Here is a 19,361-nt window from a genome sequence, read left to right as displayed (position 1 = left end):
TTCGAGAACCGGAGAATCCCATGCGCAGATTCGCGGCGGCACTCGCCGTCCTGGCGGCGTCGGCCGGTCTGACGGTCCTCGCCGTGGCCCCGGCCCACGCCTACGGCAACGCCTTCTTCCACACCCAGAGCACCGGGAACCGGGGTGTCGACGTAGTGGCGATCCAGCACTTGCTGACCCAGCACGGGCACGCGGCTCCCGCGACCGGCGTGTTCGACCCCGGCACGGTCGCGGCCGTGCGCGCCTTCCAGACCGCCAAAGGCCTCGGTGTGGACGGAATCGCGGGGCCGAAGACCTGGGCGGCATTGGCCCCGACGGTCCGGGCGGGCGACAGCGGCGAGGCGGTCAAAGCGCTGCAGCTGGAACTGAACGCCAAACGACGGCTGAACCTGGCGGTCAGCGGGCGGTTCGACGCGGCGACGACCACGGCCGTCCGCGGCTTTCAAGAGCACGCGGGCATCGGCGTCGACGGCATCGCCGGGCCCGCCACGTGGAAGAACCTCGTCTGGCACCACGACTATCCCGACTTCGGCCAGGGGATCTGCGATCAGGACCCCGACGGGAACGGAGCGGCGGCCAACTGGGGGACCGGTGCCGCCGTGGCCCAGCTCGAACAGGCCGCGAAGGTGTTCGCGGCGACCGGCCAGGGGAAACTCCCGATGGGGGACTTCGGCTTCGAGCACGGCGGCACCATCCCCGGGCACGGCAGTCACCAGGTGGGGCTCGACGTGGACCTGTGGCCGGTGCGGACCGACAGCGCGCAATGCACCGCGGGCAGGATCACCTGGCGTTCGTCCACCTACGACCGGGCGGCGACGCGTGAACTGGTGAAGACCATCCGGGCGGCCGCGCCCGGACACGTGAAGCTCGTCTTCTTCAACGACCCCACGCTGATCGACGAGGGGCTGACGACCAGCTATCCCAACCACGACAACCATCTCCACGTCCGCTACTGCGAGGCGGTGCACCCGAACAACCTCTACGTCTGCTGACGCCTGCTCGATCCGGACGTCCTCGCGCCGTGTCGAGGCGTCCGGATCGGCTCCGACTCTTCCGTGAAGGTGCCGGACAGCGGCGTCTCGGAAGCGAAGGAGGCCTTGTGATGAGCAAGGTGGTGCTGGATGTGTCGATGTCGCTGGACGGCTTCACCGCCGGGCCGAACGTCCGGGCGGAGGAGCCCATGGGCGACGGCGGTGAACGCCTGCACGAGTGGATGGCGGGCGACGGGCCGGACGCCCGCGCCTTCGAGCAGGTGAACTCGATCGTCGGGGCCGTCGTCATCGGACGTCGCACCTTCGGCCTCGGCCTGCGTAACTGGGCTGGTGAGGGGCGCGGACATCGCCGGGCAACTGCTCGGCGCGAGGTTGCTCGACGAAGTCCACCTTCACGTCGCCCCGGTGCTGCTGGGGCGGGGGACCGGCCTGTTCGCCGGCCGCCTCGGCGAGCTGATCCCGCAGGGCGAACCCGCCACAGGGATCGCCACACATCTGCGCTTCCGTGTCGGCGATGGCTCGCTCGACGGCGGCAGCTGAGCCGTCCGGGGGTTACGCGACGTGGACAGGGAGGGCGAGCAGGCCCCGCTCTCGGATGTCATGAAAGGGCCGTTCAGGACATTTTTCGTCCTGAACGGCCCTTTCATGACACACGGAGTGCGAACGGCCTCGCTGTTCGGCTATCCGGAAGCCGTCAGCAGAAGACTTCGTCGAGCAGTTTGGTCAACGCCGGACCAGGGTCGCCGCCCGCGGTCGGCGCGCTCGTGGCCGAGAGTTCCAGCCGCTTCTTGGTGTCCTGCGTGGTCATCAGCAGCGAGGAGTAGCCGGGGATGCCGCCGCTGTGGCCCCAGACCTTGGTGCCGCACGACAGGGTCTGCACCTCCAAGCCGAGGCCGTATCCGGGGCTGATCGCGGTGGTCTTGCCGATCTCCCGCTGCTGCGCGGGCTTGAGCAGCTTGCCGCCGGCCAGCGCCACGCCGAACGTGTCCAGGTCACGGGTCGTGGAGATGATCTCACCGGCGGCCCAGGCGACCGACGGGTTGATGCGGGTGATGTCGTTCGGCTTCCCGGCGACGGTCACGTAGCCGTGGGCGTGCGGGCCGTGGATGTCGGCGTCGTCGCCGGGGACCTCGGTGCCGTCGAGGCGCAACGGCTTCAGGATCCGCTGCTCGACGGCCTGCTCGTACGGTTTGCCGGTCAGCTTCTCCACCAGCAGGCCCGCGACGACATAGTTGGTGTTGGAGTAGCTCCACCGGGTCCCGGGGCCGAAGTCGAGCGGCTTGTCGGTGGAGATCTTGAGCAACTCCTGCGGCGTCCAGTGCTTGTAGCGGATCTTCTCGAACTGGTCGGGGTCGAGCGGCAACGCGTTGGTGTAGTTGTAAAGGCCACTGGTGTGCTGCATGACCTGGCGGACCGTGATGCGGCCGTCGATCAGCCCTGGCAGGTAGCGGACGACCGGCACATCCAGCTCGACCTTGCCTTCGCCCGAGAGCTGCAGCAGCACCGTCGACACGAACGTCTTGGTGATGCTGCCGACCCGGAACCGGCCGTTCTCCGGTACCGGGCGGTGTGAATCCAGTTCCGCCTTGCCGGAGCGCGCGGTGAAGCGCTGGTGCCCGTCGGCCACCCTGGCCTGCACGCCGAGCGCGCTGCCGCTCGAGGTGAGCTGGTCCAGCGCCTCCTGCACGACCTTGCGGTCGGCGCTGGTGTCGGCCAATGCGGTGCCTGTGGTGGCGATCAGTCCGGCCGTGGTGAGCAAGGCCACGAGTCGGATCATCGTCAAGGGTCGCAACAATGTTCTTCGCATGATCGGAAATCTCCCCTTTGGGCCCGAAAGCCCTCCCCTGGGCGGCGGTCCGCCGCCGGCCTTGCCGACGCTAGCGTTCGGTGATCAGCACCCGCAGCGGCGGAAAATCACAACCACTCGAACAGAGCAGATCACCCGAGGCCGGTTGAACCATTCAGCCCGTCCCTCTGCACCATCTGCGGTGCGGGCGGCCTGCCGGGTGCCAGTGTCGCGCTGAGCGTCTCCCGCACGGACCGCGCCGGGCGGCCGGTGAGCGAGGGAACCGTGTCGGTGACAGTGGCCTGGGCTCCTGAGGCGACGATCGTGTCGAGTGCGGCGAGCACCGCCGCGAAGTCGGCGGGGACGCCGTTCGCGGAGAACCGCGCGGCCAGTTCCTGTTCGCTCAAACGGACGTGCCGTGCCGGGTCGCCCGTGTGTTCTGTCCACATGCGACAGACGTCGTCGTAACTCAACGCCTCAGGACCCGTGATGACGAGCTCCGGATCCGGTGCGGCAGGAGCTTGGAGAGCGACGGCCGCGACGGCGGCGATGTCGTCGACGTCGACGAACGGGAGCCTGCCGTCGCCGGTGGCCGTCACGATCTCGCCCGACCACAGGTTGCGCACGCCAGGTGCGCGGCTGAGGAAGTTCTGGGTGAACCAGGAAGGCCGCAGCACCACCGCTTCGGGGATGATCCGGGCGACCAGGTCGTGCAGCTCGCCGGGGCCCTCTTGTCCTCGCTCCACCGCGGACGAGCTGAGCAGGACGGTCCGCCGCAGTCCACGGCGGACCGCGCGGTCGAGCACCGGTTCGACGACCGCCGCCGGCCGTGCCTCGCCTATCGGGGGGATGAGGTAGAGCGCCTCGACCCCGTCGAAAGCGGCGTCGTGGGTCGTGGCGTCGTACCAGTCGAAGCGGGTGGGGGAGGAGCGGCTCACGCGCCGGACGGCGACACCGGCCTGCTCGACCAGGTCGGCGACGCGGAACCCGGTCATGCCGCTCGCGCCCGTGATCAGCGTGGTCATGCGGCGGCGCCCGGGAGGCCGGGGGCGCCGATCAACTCTGTGGCGGCAGCGGGGCTCCAGTAATCGCGGTAGGCGGTGATGCCCTCGTCCCCGACGGTGATCACGCAGATGTAGCGCAGCGTGTAGGGACGGCCGGTGGCGGTCACGGTCCCGGCCATCGCGAACTCCAGCACGAGGGTGTCCGGGTCCGCGGTGTCGTGCCGGGTTTGCTCGACGATCTCGCCCGGCAGCAGCAGATCGTTGTAGCCGGACAGATGTGTGGCGACCGAGTCCCGGCCCGCGACGTGGTCGATCGTCCCCGGTGCGGCGAAGGGGAAGCTCATCGTGCCGTCGGGCGCCCACAGTGCCGCGAAGCCCGCCATGTCGTGCGCGAGGACGCGGTCGAGGGCGGCGTCGATGGTCTTGTTGGCGCGGGCTCGGCGTTGCGTGTCGTCCACGGGTTCTCCGTTGCGTCGATACGGTTGCGTTCCGACGCTAGCGTACATGACGACGATACGGTCCCGTCCCGTCGCTGCTATGGTCCTCTCATGAACGAGTCCCGTCGTCCTTTGGCCGGCGCCGCCGTACTCCGGCCCGAACTGACCGAGGCCGTGCTTGACGCGGTCCTCGACCAGCTGGCCCAGGGCGGCGTCGGGCGGCTGTCGATGCAGCAGGTCGCGCAGCACGCCGGGGTCGGCAAGAGCGCGCTCTACCGACGCTGGCCGGGCAAGCTCGACATGGTCATGGAGGCGATCAGCCGCCTCACCGTGCCCGACGGTGAACCCGAGGACACCGGCGACCTCGAGGACGACATCCACGGCATGCTCGTCCTCCTTCACCGGGAGTCGGCCGACCCGCGCCCGGCGATGATCATCCCGGACCTGCTGGCGGAGACCCGGCGCTCACCCGAACTCGCCGAGGCGTTCACCACCAGGGTCGCCGCACCCCGGCGGGCCTGGGCCCGGATCGCGTTCGACCGGGCCGTCGGACGAGGCGAGATCCGCGACGAACCGGCGGAGATCGAACTGGCGCTGGACACACTGGGCGGCGTCCCGTTCTGGTGGACCACGGTGCATCGCGGGACAGCCACCGAGGACGAGAGCCTGCGGAGACTGTCCGCGTTCGTCGTGCGCGCGTTGCGCTGACGGAGGTATCAGCGTCGATCCACCCCGGAGCGTTGAGCCAGGAAAGATCCGCGTCGATGATCAACCGCGGTGTGGAGAAGCAGCAGGACCGTGGATGCCAGAAAGCCGATCGGTGACACCTGGTGACGGAGCCTGATCATGGTGTGAAAGGAAAGTGCTGGTCCGGAGGCTGGGGCACGGGGGTGACAGACTGCGGGGGTGATCGTCGGATACGTCTTCGCGCTGGTGGCGGCGCTGGCTTCGGGTGGTGGCTCGGTGCTGGAGTCGATCGGTGTCCGTCGCGCGGGTGCCTACGGCGGGAGCGCGCTGGACCTGGTGCGGCTGCGCCGCCAGTGGATCTACTTCCTGGGCATCGGCGTCGACCTGGTGGGCTTCGCCTGCGCGGCGGCCGCGTTGCACCGGCTGCCCCTGTTCCTCGTCCAGTCGGTGCTGGCGTTCAGCATCGGGGTGACGGCCGCGATATCCGCGTTCCTGGGCAGCCGTTTGACGGCGCCGGGCTGGACCGCGCTGGGAATCGGGGCGATCGGCCTGGTCTTGCTGGGACTGTCGGCGCAGCCGGGGCCGGCCAAGGCGCTTCCGGAGGTGTGGCGCTGGGTCCTGCCCGCGATGGCACTGGTCGTCGGGGCGATCGCGTGGTACTTCAGGCGTTTCGACCGTCCCTGGGCGGCGCAGGTGCTCGGCTTCGCGACGGGGGTCGGCTTCAGCGTGGTCGGTGTCTCGGCACGCACGTTGAACCTGCCGTCCTCGGGCTGGGGGATGCTGGTGGAACCGGCCGTGTGGGCGATGATCCTCAACGGCCTGGCCGCGGCGGTCGCGTTCGCCCTGGCCCTGCAGAAGGGCGGCGCGACGGCGGTCAACGCGATCATGTTCACCACGAACACGGCGTTGTCCTCGGTCATCGGCCTGGTCTTCCTCGACGACCGCGTCCGCGACGGCTTCACCGCCTTCACGATCACCGGCCTGATCCTGGCCATGGCCGGCGCGATCGTCACCGCCCACTACGCCACCCAAGCCAAGGAACCCCTCCACGTAGCTCAACAGTCGCGTGTGCTCCGCTGAATCGCGTGCCGTCGTTCACGGCTGTACCGACGTTGTCGTCGATGACGGCGCCGCCTGAGCCCGCGCCCGGCCGTTTCGTTGCCCTTACGGCCATCGTGGCGAGCGTCTCAGCCGGCTCGATGGCGAATTTCGCGCTCTTCGGCGAGTTGGACGACTGAGCTGAGCGTGGCCTGGGTGTTCTGATCGATCTCGTCTCGCTGCTGTTCGAAGCGGCGCAGTACGTCGTCGACTTCGGGATCGGACTCGTCGGTGAGGCGTTGCCCGGCGGCGAGCGCGGCCTCGAACTCGAACTTGTCCCGTTCGTAGCGTTCGTTGATCGCGAGAAGCTTCTCGTAAAGGGTCGTACCGCGCCTGCGCGCCGCACCGATCAAGAGGACAGGCAGCATCTCGACGGTCACGAACAGCGCGCCGACGACCCAGAACGCGGCCGCGACCGAAGGGTTGCGGTCCGACACGTCCGAATAAGCCTCGAACTGCTCCACAAGCCCGACCGGTCGCATAGCCACCGCCTGGCTCGATCGCTCGATCTGTGCCAGAACTGTCTGGTAGCGGGAGTTGGCCGCGTCGAAGTCCGTCTGGGCCTGTTCTTCCTCGAGCCTTCGTTGGCGTGCGAGGTTGCCTTGCCCTGCCTGCCCGGTTCCGCAGGAGCCAGTGATCTCGCAGAGCGTGGCCATCCGTGCCTGGTCCAGCCTGAGACGCGCGGCATCGAGTTCTTTCCTGGCGTTGCGGAAGAGTTCGCTGTTGTACTCGCGTGAGGTGAACGCCTGTGACTGCGCCACCCTCGTCGTCTGGATCTGGTTCTCGATCTCGGGTTGGAACAGCCGGAGCATCAGCGGCTGCGCGATGGCCACGGCGATGAGCACGGCGATCGCCGTCCGGAAGCAGGCGACCGCGATCGTGCGCCCGAAAGAGTCGAATCGCCGCGTTCCCGAGGCTGCCAGCGAACGCTGCACCGTGGCTATCAGCACCGCCCAGGGGATCGAGAGCAGGACGGACATCGTCGGCGAGACGCCCGCGGAGGACACCACCAGGAAGAAGGAAATGCCGGCGGCCAGGGCGGTCACCAAGATCGCGAGGCCGACTGTCGCGTAGCGCGTCCTGTCGACGTATGACCGGGAAGCCAGCCCATAGTCGACACCTGCCAACCACAACAGAAACCTGTCCCACCTCCGTTTGTCACCGGTTGGCGGAGAGATTCGCCGTTCCTTTCGCGGCGAGGCCTCGCCGGTGTCGGCAGGTGATTCGGTGCGCGTGTGAGACCGGGCCCGCAACCGGGCGACCTGGCTGGCGGTCCCCTGGAAACGAGCGACCTCTTCGACGAACGTGACGGATACCCTGTGGCCGGTCATGCCACCCGCCGTCCCACATAGCTCCACCACGACGCCGGTGGCGTTCCCAAGTCCCCGACCGCGTTGGCGATGTCCCGCATCGTCGCGCCGACCTGCTGTGAGGACAGATCGGTCGGCGCGTCGGCACACACCACTCCGATCAGGTCGCCGTTTTCGCCGTAGACCGGGCAAGCAGTGACTCCGACGAGTGCTTTCGTCCGCATCAGCTCACCCCAGCTCAACCCGAAGCGGTCCAACTCGGTCCTGGCCTGCCAGGCCGTCGGCCCCGCACTCTCGGCCGATTTGAAATACGATTCCCAGTCGACCGACAGCAGATCCTGTTGCTGATAGGCGGTACCGATCACTCCGAGGCCCGGCCGCCAGCGCACACCGACTTTCGGGCCGGTACCCAATCGCAGAGAGTCGACCAGGACCAACCGGCGGCTCCAGCGCAACCCGCGGATCTGGTACGCGGAAACGCCGATCTCCCGCCAGGCCGCGGGGGAGTGGTGCGCGAGTTGGGAAATCCCTGCGCTGAGCACAGCGCGCAGTTCCTGTTCGAACCCGCGTACCCGGGGAAGTTGCAGGCGGTCGACCACGGTGCCGAAGAGCTCGATTCCGGCGATCGTGACGAGCCCGGCGATGGCCAGATACAGCACCGGCCGCCGATCCGGCCAGAAGCCGGCATTCGGCAGGTTGAGCTGCGCCATCGTGGTGATCGCGACGGAGAGCGCGCTGACGATCACCTTCGTCAGCCTGGAAAACAGCATGGAACCGCCCGTTCGAACCGGTGAAGTCGTTCCCAAGTCGCTGCGCCGGCGACACTCGTTACGTCGCGGGACGCGCTTGTTCGAAGACCGGTGAGCCCACACCCAGGGCGTTGGCCCGGCGCACGGACGAGATCAGAACTCTGTTTCCGCAGGATGAGTGTGTCGTCGTGAAGAAAGACAGCCCCAGGGGCCTGCTCGTCCTCGTCTGTCTCCTCGGCGGTCCGGCCTCTAGAGGTGGACGTCGTGGCGAGAGGAGACGTTCAGTTTGCGCCGAACCTTGACCACGTACTCCTCGACCGTGCGACGGGACAGGAACAGGGCTTGGGCGATTTCCTGGTTGGTGTGACCGCCTGACAGGAGGCGGGCGACGTCCTGTTCGCGTGGTGAGAGTTCACTGCCGTATCCGCGTCTGCCTCGGGGCGACGGGGTGGCTGTGCCGGTACTGCGAGCGCGGTGGCGGCAGCGGGCGGCGTCGACCGTGGCTCCCAGGGAGTCGTAGGACTGGGTCAGGGCTTCGAGCACCGCGGAGTCGGTCAAGGTTTCGCCCTCGGCTTGCTCGGCGAGTTGGGTGGCCCGGTAGGACAAGCCCAGGTCCCAGTGCAGGTCGATCGCTTCTCGGTAGAGCCGGCCGGCCTCGTGATGGTCGTTCGTGGCCGCGGTCAGCCGCGCGCGGCAGGCGGCCAGTCCCGCCTGGGCCAGTGGGGCGTCGACTCCTCGGAGACCATCGGCTGTTTCCGAGACGAGCAGCCGTGCGGCGTCGACGTCGCCGACTGCCAGGTAGTAGTCGACGGCCTGGGGCAGGATGTCGCCCGACCACACCCACGCGTTCTTGCTTCGCAGCATCGTCACGCCGTGTCTCACGTGTTCCTCCGCCGCGGCGGCCTTGCCCCGGCTGAGGAACATGCCCGCCATGCCGCCTGCGGCCGAGATGCCCACGGGGAAGATCTGCGCCGTCGGGTGCGAACCCGTCGCCGCCTGGAAAGCCTCCTCCGCTCGGACCCACTCGCCCCGTGCCGCGGCCAGCCAGCCTCGCGTGAGGTGCAGGTCCGTCGTCAGCAGCAGGTCCGCATAGGTTTCGATCAAGCTGTCGAGACGCTGTTCCAGGCCCTGCCATCGTCCGCCGAGCCAGTCGAGCCGGGCCGCCGTGGCCTCGGCTGTGCCGACGACGTAGGAGGACCCGACGCGCTTGGCCAAGGTGATCCCGTCGCGCAGGAACTCCCGGGCCCTGGCGTAGTGCCCGATCCACGAGCACGCGTCCGCCAGGTTGCAGTGGGCCCGAGCCAGATGGTGGAGTTCCTCGGGGTCGTGCACGTCCGACGGGGACGGCAGCCGGGAGATGCGGCCCCAGGTGCTCGGGTCGCCGACGATCAGCCGTCCGCCGAGCGTCGTGGCCAGCAGCGCGGTGCGCGATGCCTGGGTGGGCAGGTGGTCGAGGATCCCTTCGACCTGGTCGAGCGACTTCTGGTGCTCGGCGATGGACGCGGACCCCAAATACGGCCCGGCCATCGCCGCCATGCCGCGCACGGTGCGTTCCGGCTGGTCGCCGAGCAGGCCGAGGGCGAGGGCGATCTCCTCGGCGCCGCGCTCGACCGACCCGGTCTCTCGCTGCAGCAGCAGTCCGAACCATAGGTGAACCTGGGCACGGACATCCGGGGCCAGTCGCGGGTCCGACAGAAGGCTTTCGACCCGCGCGGTCATCATGCCGCCGGGCAGGCCGGTCAGGGCGTGGTCACAGAGTTTGGTCGCCAGCCGGTTCGCGACCTCGGGACTGGTCTCCGCGTCATGCAAAACCTCGGTCAGCAGGTCGACCGCGCTGGACACGTCGTTCGCGTCCTCCGCGACTTTGGCGGCGAGTTCGCTGTAGCGCAACCACTCGGCTTTCCTGCCTGCAGCTTTGGCGTGCGCGCTCAGGCGGGCGACGGGGGTGTGGTCAAGCGCGGACAGCGCGACGAAGGCGCGTTCGTGCAGTTCCCGCCGTCGCGGCCCCGGCAGCGACGCGTACACCGCGCGTCTGGCGAGGTCATACCGGAAACCGTATCTGTTGGCCGGTTCCTCCACGAGCACACCGGATTCCACCGACGCGATCAGGTGCGCCGCGGTCACCTCTCCCGCCACGACGCCCAGCACCTCGGGCGTCTCCGGGACGCCCAGCACCGCGGCGGCCTCGGTGAGAGTCCGCGCGGCGTCGGTCAAGGCTCCCAGCCGCTCCTTGATCGCGTCCGCCACCGAGGCCGGCACGTCGATTCCTTCGAGGACTCGCCGAGCCGAGTCGCCTTCGGCGCGTACGTCCCGCATCGGGTCGCGTAGCGCCTGCACCGTTCCTTCGATCACGAACGGGATCCCCGCCGTCTCGTGCAGGACGGCCTCGGCGAACCGACGCGACGTCACGGTGGCTCCCACCAGGGCGTCGATCATGGCGCGTACGTCCGCCGCGCCGAAGGGGCGCAGAGCCAGATCGAGCTGGGTCACTCCGTGCGGCCTGTGGAAGGTGTGACCGAGCGGTCCCATGGCCGGCAGTTCCTCGCGACGATAGGTGACCACGATCGCCAAGTCCGGCGGCGGGTCCGCCAGTACGAAGCGCAATACCCGGCGGGTCTTTTCATCCGCCCACTGCAGATCCTCGAGCACGAGCACGATCGGTCCCAGCGAACGGAGGAGTTCGCGCACGGCGCGGAAGATCCGGTGCCGCTCGGCGCCGGGGTCGCCGAGGATACGCGGTGCCGGTGGCAGACGGTCGGCGAGTTCGGGCAGATGGTCCCGTAGCGCACCGGTCACCGGGCCGGGCTCGACCAGCAGGTCGCCGCACTGGCTGAGGCAGTCGAGGAGCACGCCATACGGGAACGGTTCAGGCAGCGGCTGGCACGACCCCATGACCACCCGCGGGGCACCGGCGCGGGCAGCTGCGGCGGCGAACTCGGTGACCAGCCTGGACTTGCCCACACCGGCCTGGCCTTCGACGAAAACAGCCGACGGAGGGTGCCCCGCCGCGGCCAGCAGGGCGGCGAGTTCCGCGTCCCGGCCGATCATCGGCGGTGAGCGGAATCGGCCGGAGAGAGGATCCGCGCAACCGTCGACCATGCTCGCTCCTGTCGGTGATCCGTCCGCAGAGGAATGCCCGACATGGTAGGTCGGCGGGCAGCGGCGTCATAACCCCGCGAGCTACGGCACTTGGGTCCACACAGGATCAGGTACCGGTACGGGTCGCGACCACACTTGTTCCCCTGTCCGCCAGGCCGAAGGCTGATTCCTCGAGCGGCTCGATGGCACAACTCCCCTGCGGCCGTTCAACGCGCGATGGAGGAATCGATGCAACAAAGCAGAACGAGATGGATGGCGAACCTGTTCACCGTCGCGGTCGCCGCCGCGGCAGTGGTGACGACCGCGGGCGTGGCCGTGGCGCGGCAAGCGGAAGCGGCCGTCGTCCAGGCCGACCGCCCTTACTCCGGGCAGTACATCGTGGTGCTCGAAGACGGCGCCCATGCCGCGGCCGACGGTCAAGCCTCGACACTCACCCGGCGCTACGGCGGAGAGGTGACCGACACGTACTCGGTCACTCTGAACGGGTTCGCGGTCCGCGGCCTTTCCGAGCGGCAGGCGCGGCGACTGGCCGCCGACCCGTCGGTCAAGACAGTGCACCAGGACGGCACGACCAGGGCGGAGGGGGAGCAGCCGAGTCCGCCGTCGTGGGGGCTGGATCAGATCGACCAGCGAACCACCACCCTGGACAAGAAGTACACCTTCCCGAATTCGGGCGAGGGGGTGACCGCCTATGTGATCGACTCCGGGGTGCAGACCCAGCATCCCGAGTTCGAAGGGCGAGCGAGCCACGGGTACGACTTCCTCGACAACGACACTGACGCCGGCGACTGCTACTGGCACGGCTCGCACGTGGCGGGGACGATCGCGGGCAAAACCGTCGGTGTGGCGAAGAAGGCCAAGGTCGTGGCCGTGCGCTCGCTCGATTGCAAAGGTTCCGGCCCGGACTCCGCCACGGTCAGCGCGATGGAATGGGTGGCCAAGAACGCCGTCAAACCCGCGGTCGTGAACCTGAGCCTGGGTATGGATGTGCTCGGTGTCGGCGACGAACAGGTCAAGGCGTTGGTGGCCAAGGGAATCGTCGTGGCGGTCTCCGCAGGCAACGACGGCAAGGACGCGTGCGGCGTGAGCCCGGCGCGGGTCCCGGAGGCGCTCACCGTCGGCTGGTTCAACAAGGACCGCACCCGCGGCGGGAATTACGGTCGCTGCATCGATCTCTTCGCGCCGGGCGGCAACATCCACTCCAGTGACAACGCAGGCTCGTTCCGGACCGCCAGCGGGACGTCCATGGCCTCTCCGCATGTCGCGGGCGGGGCGGCGCTCCATCTCGCCGCGAATCCCGGCGCGACCCCGCAGCAGGTCAGCGACGCACTGGTGCGCGGCGCCACCCCGGACCTGATCACCAACCCCGGCACCGACTCGCCGAACAAGGTGCTCTACGTCGGTGACCTGGGTGGCGGCACGCCGCCCCGGTGCGGGACGAAGAGCAACGACCAGGACGTGGCCATCCCCGACGCGGACGCCGCGGTGGGGAGCTCCGTGAGCCAGGATTCCTGCGACGGCAAGGCATCGGCCACGCTCGCGGTGCGAGTGGACATCGACCACGGCTACACCGGAGACCTCGCCATCGACCTGGTCGGGCCGAGCGGAACGTCCTATCCGCTCAAACACGCGGGCGGCGTCGGCGAATCCGGCGGCGTGCACCAGAGCTTCACCGTCGACGCCTCACGCGAGGACGCGAACGGCACGTGGCGACTCTCGGTTCGCGACATCTACCGATTCGACGTCGGCACACTCACGGGCTGGTCGATCACGTTCTGACCACAGTGGACAGACAGCGCCGCCCATTCTTCCGACCTCGAAGGAGAACGATGAGAACACCACGTTTCGCCGTAGCGCTCACCCTCGCACTGGCCGCGGCGGCTTCACCCATCATGAGCATCGCGGACGCCGCACCGGCCGACAGGATCAGCGTCGCGGCGACCCCGACAGATCAGCTTCGCACGACGGGCATGGGAACCCGGATCGTCAACGGGGAACGCACCACGGTCAAGGAGAACCCCTCCGTCATCGCGGGTATGCGTGTCGGGGGCGGAGGCCCGCAGGGACAGTCCTGTACCGCATCCGTGGTCGGCAAGCGCAAGATCCTGACCGCGGCACACTGCATGGTCGACACGACCGGCGCCAAGAGTTACCTCTACGGCGACGACGACCTGAACACCCCCGGCGACGAGACTTTCCGCACGGCCGTCGCCTCGTTCAAGGCCCACCCCCAGTACACCGGCTCCGGCGGCTGGAGGACGGGCCACGACGTCGCCGTGGTCACCACCGTCGACGACCTCCCGGTGCCGGAAAGCCAGTGGGCCAAGGTGGCGGGCTCAGGAGACAGCGCGCTCACGCAGCCGGGCAAGTCCGGCACCTCCCTCGGCTACGGCAAGACGTCGGCGAGCGGCGGCTCCGGCGAACTCCGCAAGACCACCATGCCGGTCAACGACCCCGCGGGTTGCCAGGTCTTCGACATCCGGGTCAACGGTGACCTGATGGTGTGCACGGGCTACAACGACGGTCGCACCGCCGACTGCTCGGGCGACAGCGGCGGTCCGTTCATCGTGGACGGGGTGATCGTCGGGGTCTCGTCGTGGGGCTCCAGCGCCTGCGACCGCTACAGCATCATGGCGCGCTTGACCAATGCGATGGGCGACTGGGCCCGCGCCGAGATCGGCGGAACCCAACCCGGCGAAGGGAAGTTCGGCCTGGCGTTGTCACCCGCCTCCGGCAAGGCCGAATCCGGCAAGCACGTCTCCACCAGCGTCACCACCACTGCGGGCGACCAGGGCCCGGAAAAGCTGGAACTGAGCGCGTCCGCCCTGCCCGCCGGAACGACCGCCACCTTCCAGCCCTCGTCGGCCGTCGACTCCGGGCAGGTCGCGAAAATGACCCTGCAGACCGCGGCGAGCACCCCGGCGGGCATCTACAAAGTCACCATCACGGCGAAGGGCGCCTCCGGTTCCAAGACCGCCGAATTCACGCTCACGGTCGGAGACGGCGGCCCCGGTGACGGCCCGCGACCGTCCGCCTCGCCCGGTACCGGCACCGTTCCGCCCGGCGGTTACGCCAACGCGACGATCACCGTCACCGGCGGTACAGGCCCCATCCGGCTCAGCGGCGCGGGCCTGTCCCATCCGCCGATGTTCACACCGCAGACCGTCACCGCCGGCGGCACTGCGCGAATGACGGTCATGGGCCCGTACCAGCGCGGTACCCACAAGGTGGTCATCACCGCGACGGACAGCACCGGGAAGGCCGGAACCACGGAGTACACCCTCACCGTCCGATGATCCACTGGAGCCCGCGACCGCCGACGCGGTCGCGGGCTCGCTCCCCGCTCGAGAAGTCGGGCTGATCGCCGGTCACGTCGTGGGCGTGTCGTGGGGATCTTCATCGGAGGGCGATGCGGGCGAGAGGCGGGAAAATTCCCGTGGCAGCCCTGTGAGCGGGCCAGTTGTAGTGATTGCTGCCTTTCCCGCTTTCGGCTCGTGAGGGGGTGTTCCATGGCCGATGTCACCGTCTTGCCCGTCACCCTTGCCGTCGCGGCCGGGGTGTTGGCTGCTGTGAAGCGGTTGGAGCGATCCGACTGGACACGACCGCTGGCCTGGCTCGACTTGGTGGCCGCCGTCGCGTTCGGGGTTGGGGCGGGGGCGGTCGCGGATCTGCTCGACGACGGGGCTGACTGGTGGTTGGCCGCGGTCGCCCTGTTCGCCGGGTTCTGCGGCTTCGGGTTACTGGCCGCCGTTGCCGCGTTCACGCTCGTGGTCTTCCCTGATTCGGAGGTGATGACCTGGGCGGTCGTGCCCCTGCTGTTCGGCTTCGCGACACAGCATTTCTTGCACACCACCCGCGGCTCCGACGTGCCCACCGAATGGGCCGTGCGCGAGAGCGGCCGGGCTGACAAGCGGTGGCGGTTGGCGGCACGGGTGGCGCCGGTTTTCCCGTTCATCCCCGTGTTCGCAGTTCCCAGCGAGGCCCTGGGCGACACCGCTTGGCGCTTGATCGGTGCCGCGCTGCTCGGGTCCTACCTGATGGCGGCCGACCGGCTGCGCGTACGTCTCCTGCGCGCCCGGAGATGGACGATCACCTGTGCCGAGCTCAACCTCGCTCTGGTGGTCGCCGTCTACGCCGCAAGCCCGGGTGGTGCCCAGCTGATGCGTTGGTGGGCGCGCGCGGACTGGTTGTCCGGGTGGAGGTGGTACCTGGCGGTGGTCCTCGCGTTCCTTGTCCTCTTCGCGGTGGCATGGGTCGTGGGGAACGGGCTCGTCCGGGGGCCGCTCCTGATGTCTGCCGCGGTCGTGGGTCAAGCCGGCAGGCTCGCGGTGCAATTCGCCCTGCTGCTCGCCGTGTGCGTGCTGATGTTCAACCCGCGGTCGGACCTGCTGGTGCCCGCAGTCGTCGGGGTTTTGCCCGCGGTGTTCTTCGCCTGGAAGGGAATCAGTAAGGGGCGGGTCAATCGCCAGCTCGGCGACGCTGCTCTGCTGGCCTCGCTCAGCCCGGTCGCGCGCGCCCAGGTGATCGACGGCTGGGTGCAGGACTGCGTGGTGCGGCCGGATCCCGACTTCTCGCTGCCCGACGCCGCGGGTGCCTTGGCTGACCAGGCGCGCACCGACCCACAGGCGATTCGGCCGTGGCGGGTCGACGCCGGGCAGGCGCTGGAGATCGCCGAAGAGTTACTGGCCGCCGCCGGACGCGCCAAGGGGGACGAGCGGCGGTTGGTGGCCGCGCGTGGTGATCTCGAACTGTGGCTGGCGCGGATCATGGCCGAGGTCGACGAGCCGGAGAAAGCGCTGATCTCCGCCAGGCGGGCCGTCGAGTACTTCAGTACTGCCGAGGCCGACTTCGCCACGGCGCTCGCCTACGCCGCCGTCGTCGACCGGGCGGGGGCGGACCCCGAGTTCGACGCGGTGGCCGAGATCGACACCTGGCTGACCACCCCCGGACTGCTGCCCGCCACCCGCAGACACGCTCTGGTCTCCGCCGCCCGGGCCGCGCTCGACCAAGGCGACAAGGCCACTGCTGCCACCCGGGCCGCCGCAGCGGATGCCATCCCGGTGAACCTCACTGCCGTGGCCATCGCCATGCGGGCCGACCGGGTGCACTTCGGGAGCACTCCTTGGCACCTGTTCGCGATCATGCGGCACTACGAAACCCAACTCGGGCCGGCCGCGCCCCTCTGAGCCGTCGTGGCCGTGTACCCGGACCGGCAGCAGGGCCGGGCTGGCAGCCGGTTCTCCAGAAGATCGCCGATCACGTCGTGCCTCATTACCTGTTCGTGGACGGCGTCGGCCTGTACCCATCGCTCGATGCGTCCTACCAGAGCGTGGACGGTCCCGAGACGACCCAGCCGTCGTCGACAGGTTTGATCCAGAACCCCAAGGCCACCTCGATTGTCTGCTCGCGGAAGGTGATCTCGACGTAGAGGTTGCTCCTTGAGTCGTTCCAGGCGAAGTTCCCCAGGGTGAGCTCGGCGAGCCAGGACAAGTCGCGTTCCCACTCTCCGGCGGCGGGCTCTCTATCCAGGCTCGCACCGATAGCGGCTGACCAGAGCGCTTTGAGCACGTGCTTGACCGACGTGTGATCGACGAGTTGTTCGGCCTCAGTCGTCTTCCCTTCCTGCAGGAGGCTGAAGTAGCGGTGAACAACGGCTTCGACGTCGGTCTTGGCGGGCGGCTCCGTCCAGATTTTCACTGTCGGGACTCTAGGTGTGGTGACCTGAGTGGTTGGGGATGTGCTGGCGGCGGGGGTGCCGGCGAGCACCGTGACGGCGAAGCCAGTCGGTCAGGGGTTGGCGCAGAGCGGGTGTCTTCGCGGCGGGGAAATCAGTGGTGAGGGTGTCGCACAGCCGTCGGGTGGCGCCCCGGGACGTCCATGGGCCAGAGGCTGAGGATGCCGTCCGGAGGAGTGGGCGGTCACACGCCGTCCACCACGCGGTGGTGCCGGGTCCGCGGGCGCCACCAATGGTAGGAATGCCTGGTGACCGAACCGAATCTGATCGAAGCCGCCGCCGACGAGGCAGTCACCCTCACCAGTGAACTGATCCGCATCGACACCACCAACACCGGTGACCCCGACACGCTGGTCGGTGAGCGCGCCGCCGCCGAGTACGTCGCCGAGAAGCTCACCGACGCGGGCTACGAGATCACCTACGTCGAGTCCGGCGGCAAGAACCGCCACAACGTGATCGTCCGGCTGCCGGGCGCGGACCCGTCGCGGGGCGCGCTGCTGATCCACGGTCACCTCGACGCCGTTCCCGCCGACGCTTCGGAGTGGTCGGTCCACCCGTTCTCCGGCGCGATCCAGGACGACTACGTCTGGGGCCGCGGCGCCGTTGACATGAAGGACATGTGCGGGATGGCGCTCGCGCTTGCCCGCCACTACAAGATCAACAACATCGTTCCGCCGCGCGACCTCGTCTTCGCGTTCCTCGCCGACGAAGAGGCCGGCGGCAAGTACGGCGCGCAGTGGCTGGTGGAGAACCGCCCCGAGCTGTTCGAAGGCGTCACCGAGGCGATCAGCGAGGTCGGTGGCTTCTCGATCACGTTGAAGGACAACGTCCGCGCGTACCTCATCGAGACGGCCGAAAAGGGCATCCGCTGGATGAAGCTGCGCGTGCGCGGCACGGCGGGCCACGGCTCGATGATCCACCGCGACAACGCCGTCACCAAGCTGTCCGAAGCCGTCGCCAGGCTCGGCAACCACCGCTTTCCGCTGGTCATGACCGATTCCGTCCGCGAGTTCCTGGACGGCGTCACCGAGATCACCGGCTGGGACTTCCCCGAGGACGACATCGAGGGCTCCGTCGCCAAACTCGGCAACATCTCCCGGATGATCGGCGCGACCCTGCGCGACACGGCGAACCCGACGATGCTCACCGCGGGCTACAAGTCGAACGTCATCCCCTCGGTCGCGGAGGCTTCGGTCGACTGCCGGATCCTGCCCGGCCGTCTCGAGGCGTTCAACGCCGAGCTGGAGGAGATCCTCGGCCCGGACATCGAGAAGGAGTGGATGGAGCTCCCGCCGGTCGAGACGACCTTCGACGGTGCCCTCGTCGACGCGATGACCAACGCGGTCCTCGCCGAGGATCCGGGTGCGCGCACGCTCCCGTACATGCTCTCCGGTGGCACGGACGCGAAGTCGTTCCAGTCGCTCGGGATCCGCAACTTCGGGTTCGCCCCGTTGCAGCTGCCCGCGGACCTCGACTTCTCGGCGCTGTTCCACGGGGTCGACGAGCGTGTCCCGGTCGACGCGCTGAAGTTCGGCGTGCGGGTGCTCGACCGCTTCCTCCGCTCGGCCTGATGCCTGGTCTGCTGGCGGCCGACGGGACACCCCTGCACTTCGAGCGCTGGGGTGATTCGTCGGCGCCGGTGACCGTCGTGCTCCTGCACGGCTACGCCCTCGACAGGCGGAGCTGGCGGGCCATCGGGCCGGTGCTGGCCGAGGCCGCGGAGGAGCCGCTCGCGGTGCTGGCCTACGACCAGCGCGGGCACGGCGAATCCGGTGAGGTCCGGGCCGCGTCGGCGACCATGGGGCATCTCGCCGACGACCTGGCCGAGGTGCTGGACAGGGTGATCCCGGACGGCAAGGTCGTCCTGGTCGGCCATGACATGGGCGGGCTCGCGATCCTGTCGCTCGCCCAGCGGCACCCGGACGTCTTCGCGGCCAGGGTGGCGGGAATCGGGCTGCTCGCGATGTCGGCGGGTGGTGTCACGCCGGACGCGATCTGGCCGAACGCGCTCGGGAAGCTCGGCCGGGACCTGGAAATGGTGTTCGGCACGAAGCTGATCGGCCTGGTGCGGGAGCACACGAGCAAGGCGGTGACCGCCGGGCTGCGGTGGTGGCTCTTCGGGGACGACCCGGTTCCCGGCGACGTCGAACTGGCGGTGCGGATGATCCGCGGCAACTGGCCGCAGACGGTGTCCGCCTTCCGCCCGGCGCTGGACGCCTACACGCGGGAATCGGCGTTGTCCCAGGTCGGCGCGGTGCCGGTGACCGCGATCGTGGGGGAGCGGGACAAGCTCGTGCCCACGGCGGACGTCGAGGAGCTGGCGGGCGCGGTGGAGAACGGGACGTCCGTGGTACTGCCCGGTGTCGGGCACGTCGTCCCGCTGGAGGCGGCCCCGCAGGTGGTACCCCGGCTCCTGGCCCTGGCGAACCGGGCTCGCCGACAAGACTGACATTCTTGACAACTTC

General features: G+C 68.9%; 16 protein-coding genes. 9 read left to right on the top strand and 7 right to left on the bottom strand.

The annotated features are described in order from the left end of the window. The first annotated feature begins 20 nt into the window (after positions 1-20). The gene (locus IE302_RS05535; protein ID WP_191252339.1) at positions 21-992 is read left to right on the top strand and encodes a penicillin-insensitive murein endopeptidase; all 972 of its coding nucleotides are present in this window, start codon (positions 21-23) and stop codon (positions 990-992) included. 330 nt (positions 993-1,322) lie between these two features. Next, the gene (locus IE302_RS42655; protein WP_229907610.1) at positions 1,323-1,532 is read left to right on the top strand and encodes a dihydrofolate reductase family protein; all 210 of its coding nucleotides are present in this window, start codon (positions 1,323-1,325) and stop codon (positions 1,530-1,532) included. Positions 1,533-1,686: 154 nt separating this feature from the next. On the opposite strand, the gene IE302_RS05525 is transcribed toward IE302_RS42655, so the two are convergent. The 3 genes from IE302_RS05525 to IE302_RS05515 form a co-directional block, all read right to left on the bottom strand. Beyond that, positions 1,687-2,769, bottom strand: coding sequence for a serine hydrolase domain-containing protein (locus IE302_RS05525; RefSeq protein WP_229907609.1), 1,083 nt, complete (start codon positions 2,767-2,769; stop codon positions 1,687-1,689). A gap of 161 nt (positions 2,770-2,930) precedes the next feature. Next, positions 2,931-3,803 carry a Rossmann-fold NAD(P)-binding domain-containing protein gene (locus tag IE302_RS05520; RefSeq protein WP_191252335.1) on the bottom strand — a complete coding sequence of 291 codons (873 nt, stop codon included), beginning with the start codon at positions 3,801-3,803 and terminating at the stop codon, positions 2,931-2,933. Then, complete coding sequence (locus IE302_RS05515) at positions 3,800-4,240, bottom strand: nuclear transport factor 2 family protein (RefSeq protein ID WP_191252333.1); 441 nt, start codon at positions 4,238-4,240, stop codon at positions 3,800-3,802. Before IE302_RS05515 ends, IE302_RS05520 begins: the two co-directional genes overlap by 4 nt. 90 nt (positions 4,241-4,330) lie before the next feature. Between IE302_RS05515 and IE302_RS05510 the strand changes: the two genes are divergently transcribed. Both IE302_RS05510 and IE302_RS05505 read left to right on the top strand, forming a co-directional pair. After that, positions 4,331-4,927, top strand: coding sequence for a TetR/AcrR family transcriptional regulator (locus tag IE302_RS05510; RefSeq protein ID WP_191252332.1), 597 nt, complete (start codon positions 4,331-4,333; stop codon positions 4,925-4,927). A gap of 198 nt (positions 4,928-5,125) precedes the next feature. Then, positions 5,126-5,986: a DMT family protein gene (locus IE302_RS05505; protein WP_191252331.1), complete on the top strand. Its 861-nt coding sequence runs from the start codon at positions 5,126-5,128 to the stop codon at positions 5,984-5,986. Between the two features lie 107 nt (positions 5,987-6,093). On the opposite strand, the gene IE302_RS05500 is transcribed toward IE302_RS05505, so the two are convergent. From IE302_RS05500 to IE302_RS05490, 3 genes are all read right to left on the bottom strand, one after another. Beyond that, positions 6,094-7,335, bottom strand: a complete 1,242-nt coding sequence (locus IE302_RS05500; RefSeq protein ID WP_191252330.1) for a DUF4407 domain-containing protein — start codon at positions 7,333-7,335, stop codon at positions 6,094-6,096. Further along, on the bottom strand, positions 7,332-8,084 hold the full coding sequence (locus tag IE302_RS05495) for a hypothetical protein (protein ID WP_191252329.1): 753 nt from the start codon (positions 8,082-8,084) through the stop codon (positions 7,332-7,334). The genes IE302_RS05500 and IE302_RS05495 overlap by 4 nt, the downstream gene beginning before the upstream one ends. 228 nt (positions 8,085-8,312) lie before the next feature. Continuing rightward, positions 8,313-11,162, bottom strand: a complete 2,850-nt coding sequence (locus IE302_RS05490) for an ATP-binding protein (protein WP_229907608.1) — start codon at positions 11,160-11,162, stop codon at positions 8,313-8,315. A 228-nt stretch (positions 11,163-11,390) separates the two neighbouring features. Here IE302_RS05490 and IE302_RS05485 point away from each other — a divergent pair, with 228 nt between their 5' ends. The 3 genes from IE302_RS05485 to IE302_RS05475 all read left to right on the top strand — a co-directional run bounded on the left by IE302_RS05485 (position 11,391) and on the right by IE302_RS05475 (position 16,348). Beyond that, positions 11,391-12,941 (top strand): S8 family peptidase, encoded by a 1,551-nt coding sequence (locus tag IE302_RS05485; protein WP_229907607.1) that lies wholly within the window; start codon positions 11,391-11,393, stop codon positions 12,939-12,941. A 50-nt stretch (positions 12,942-12,991) separates the two neighbouring features. Further along, positions 12,992-14,458, top strand: coding sequence for a trypsin-like serine protease (locus IE302_RS05480; protein ID WP_191252328.1), 1,467 nt, complete (start codon positions 12,992-12,994; stop codon positions 14,456-14,458). Between the two features lie 213 nt (positions 14,459-14,671). Then, positions 14,672-16,348, top strand: coding sequence for a threonine/serine exporter family protein (locus tag IE302_RS05475; protein ID WP_191252327.1), 1,677 nt, complete (start codon positions 14,672-14,674; stop codon positions 16,346-16,348). Positions 16,349-16,481: 133 nt separating this feature from the next. On the opposite strand, the gene IE302_RS05470 is transcribed toward IE302_RS05475, so the two are convergent. After that, positions 16,482-16,859: a hypothetical protein gene (locus tag IE302_RS05470; protein WP_191252325.1), complete on the bottom strand. Its 378-nt coding sequence runs from the start codon at positions 16,857-16,859 to the stop codon at positions 16,482-16,484. A 285-nt stretch (positions 16,860-17,144) separates the two neighbouring features. Here IE302_RS05470 and IE302_RS05465 point away from each other — a divergent pair, with 285 nt between their 5' ends. Together IE302_RS05465 and IE302_RS05460 are read left to right on the top strand one after the other, a co-directional pair. Beyond that, a complete protein-coding gene (locus IE302_RS05465) occupies positions 17,145-18,467 on the top strand; it encodes a M20/M25/M40 family metallo-hydrolase (RefSeq protein WP_093935191.1) in 1,323 nt (440 codons plus the stop codon). Further along, on the top strand, positions 18,467-19,345 hold the full coding sequence (locus IE302_RS05460) for an alpha/beta fold hydrolase (protein WP_191252324.1): 879 nt from the start codon (positions 18,467-18,469) through the stop codon (positions 19,343-19,345). Before IE302_RS05465 ends, IE302_RS05460 begins: the two co-directional genes overlap by 1 nt. The last annotated feature ends 16 nt before the right edge of the window (positions 19,346-19,361 follow it).

Source organism: Amycolatopsis oliviviridis, from assembly GCF_014654365.1.
GTDB lineage: Bacteria > Actinomycetota > Actinomycetes > Mycobacteriales > Pseudonocardiaceae > Amycolatopsis > Amycolatopsis oliviviridis.
The sequence above is the reverse complement of the archived record's forward strand: the minus strand, read 5'-3'. Positions and strand labels throughout refer to the sequence as shown.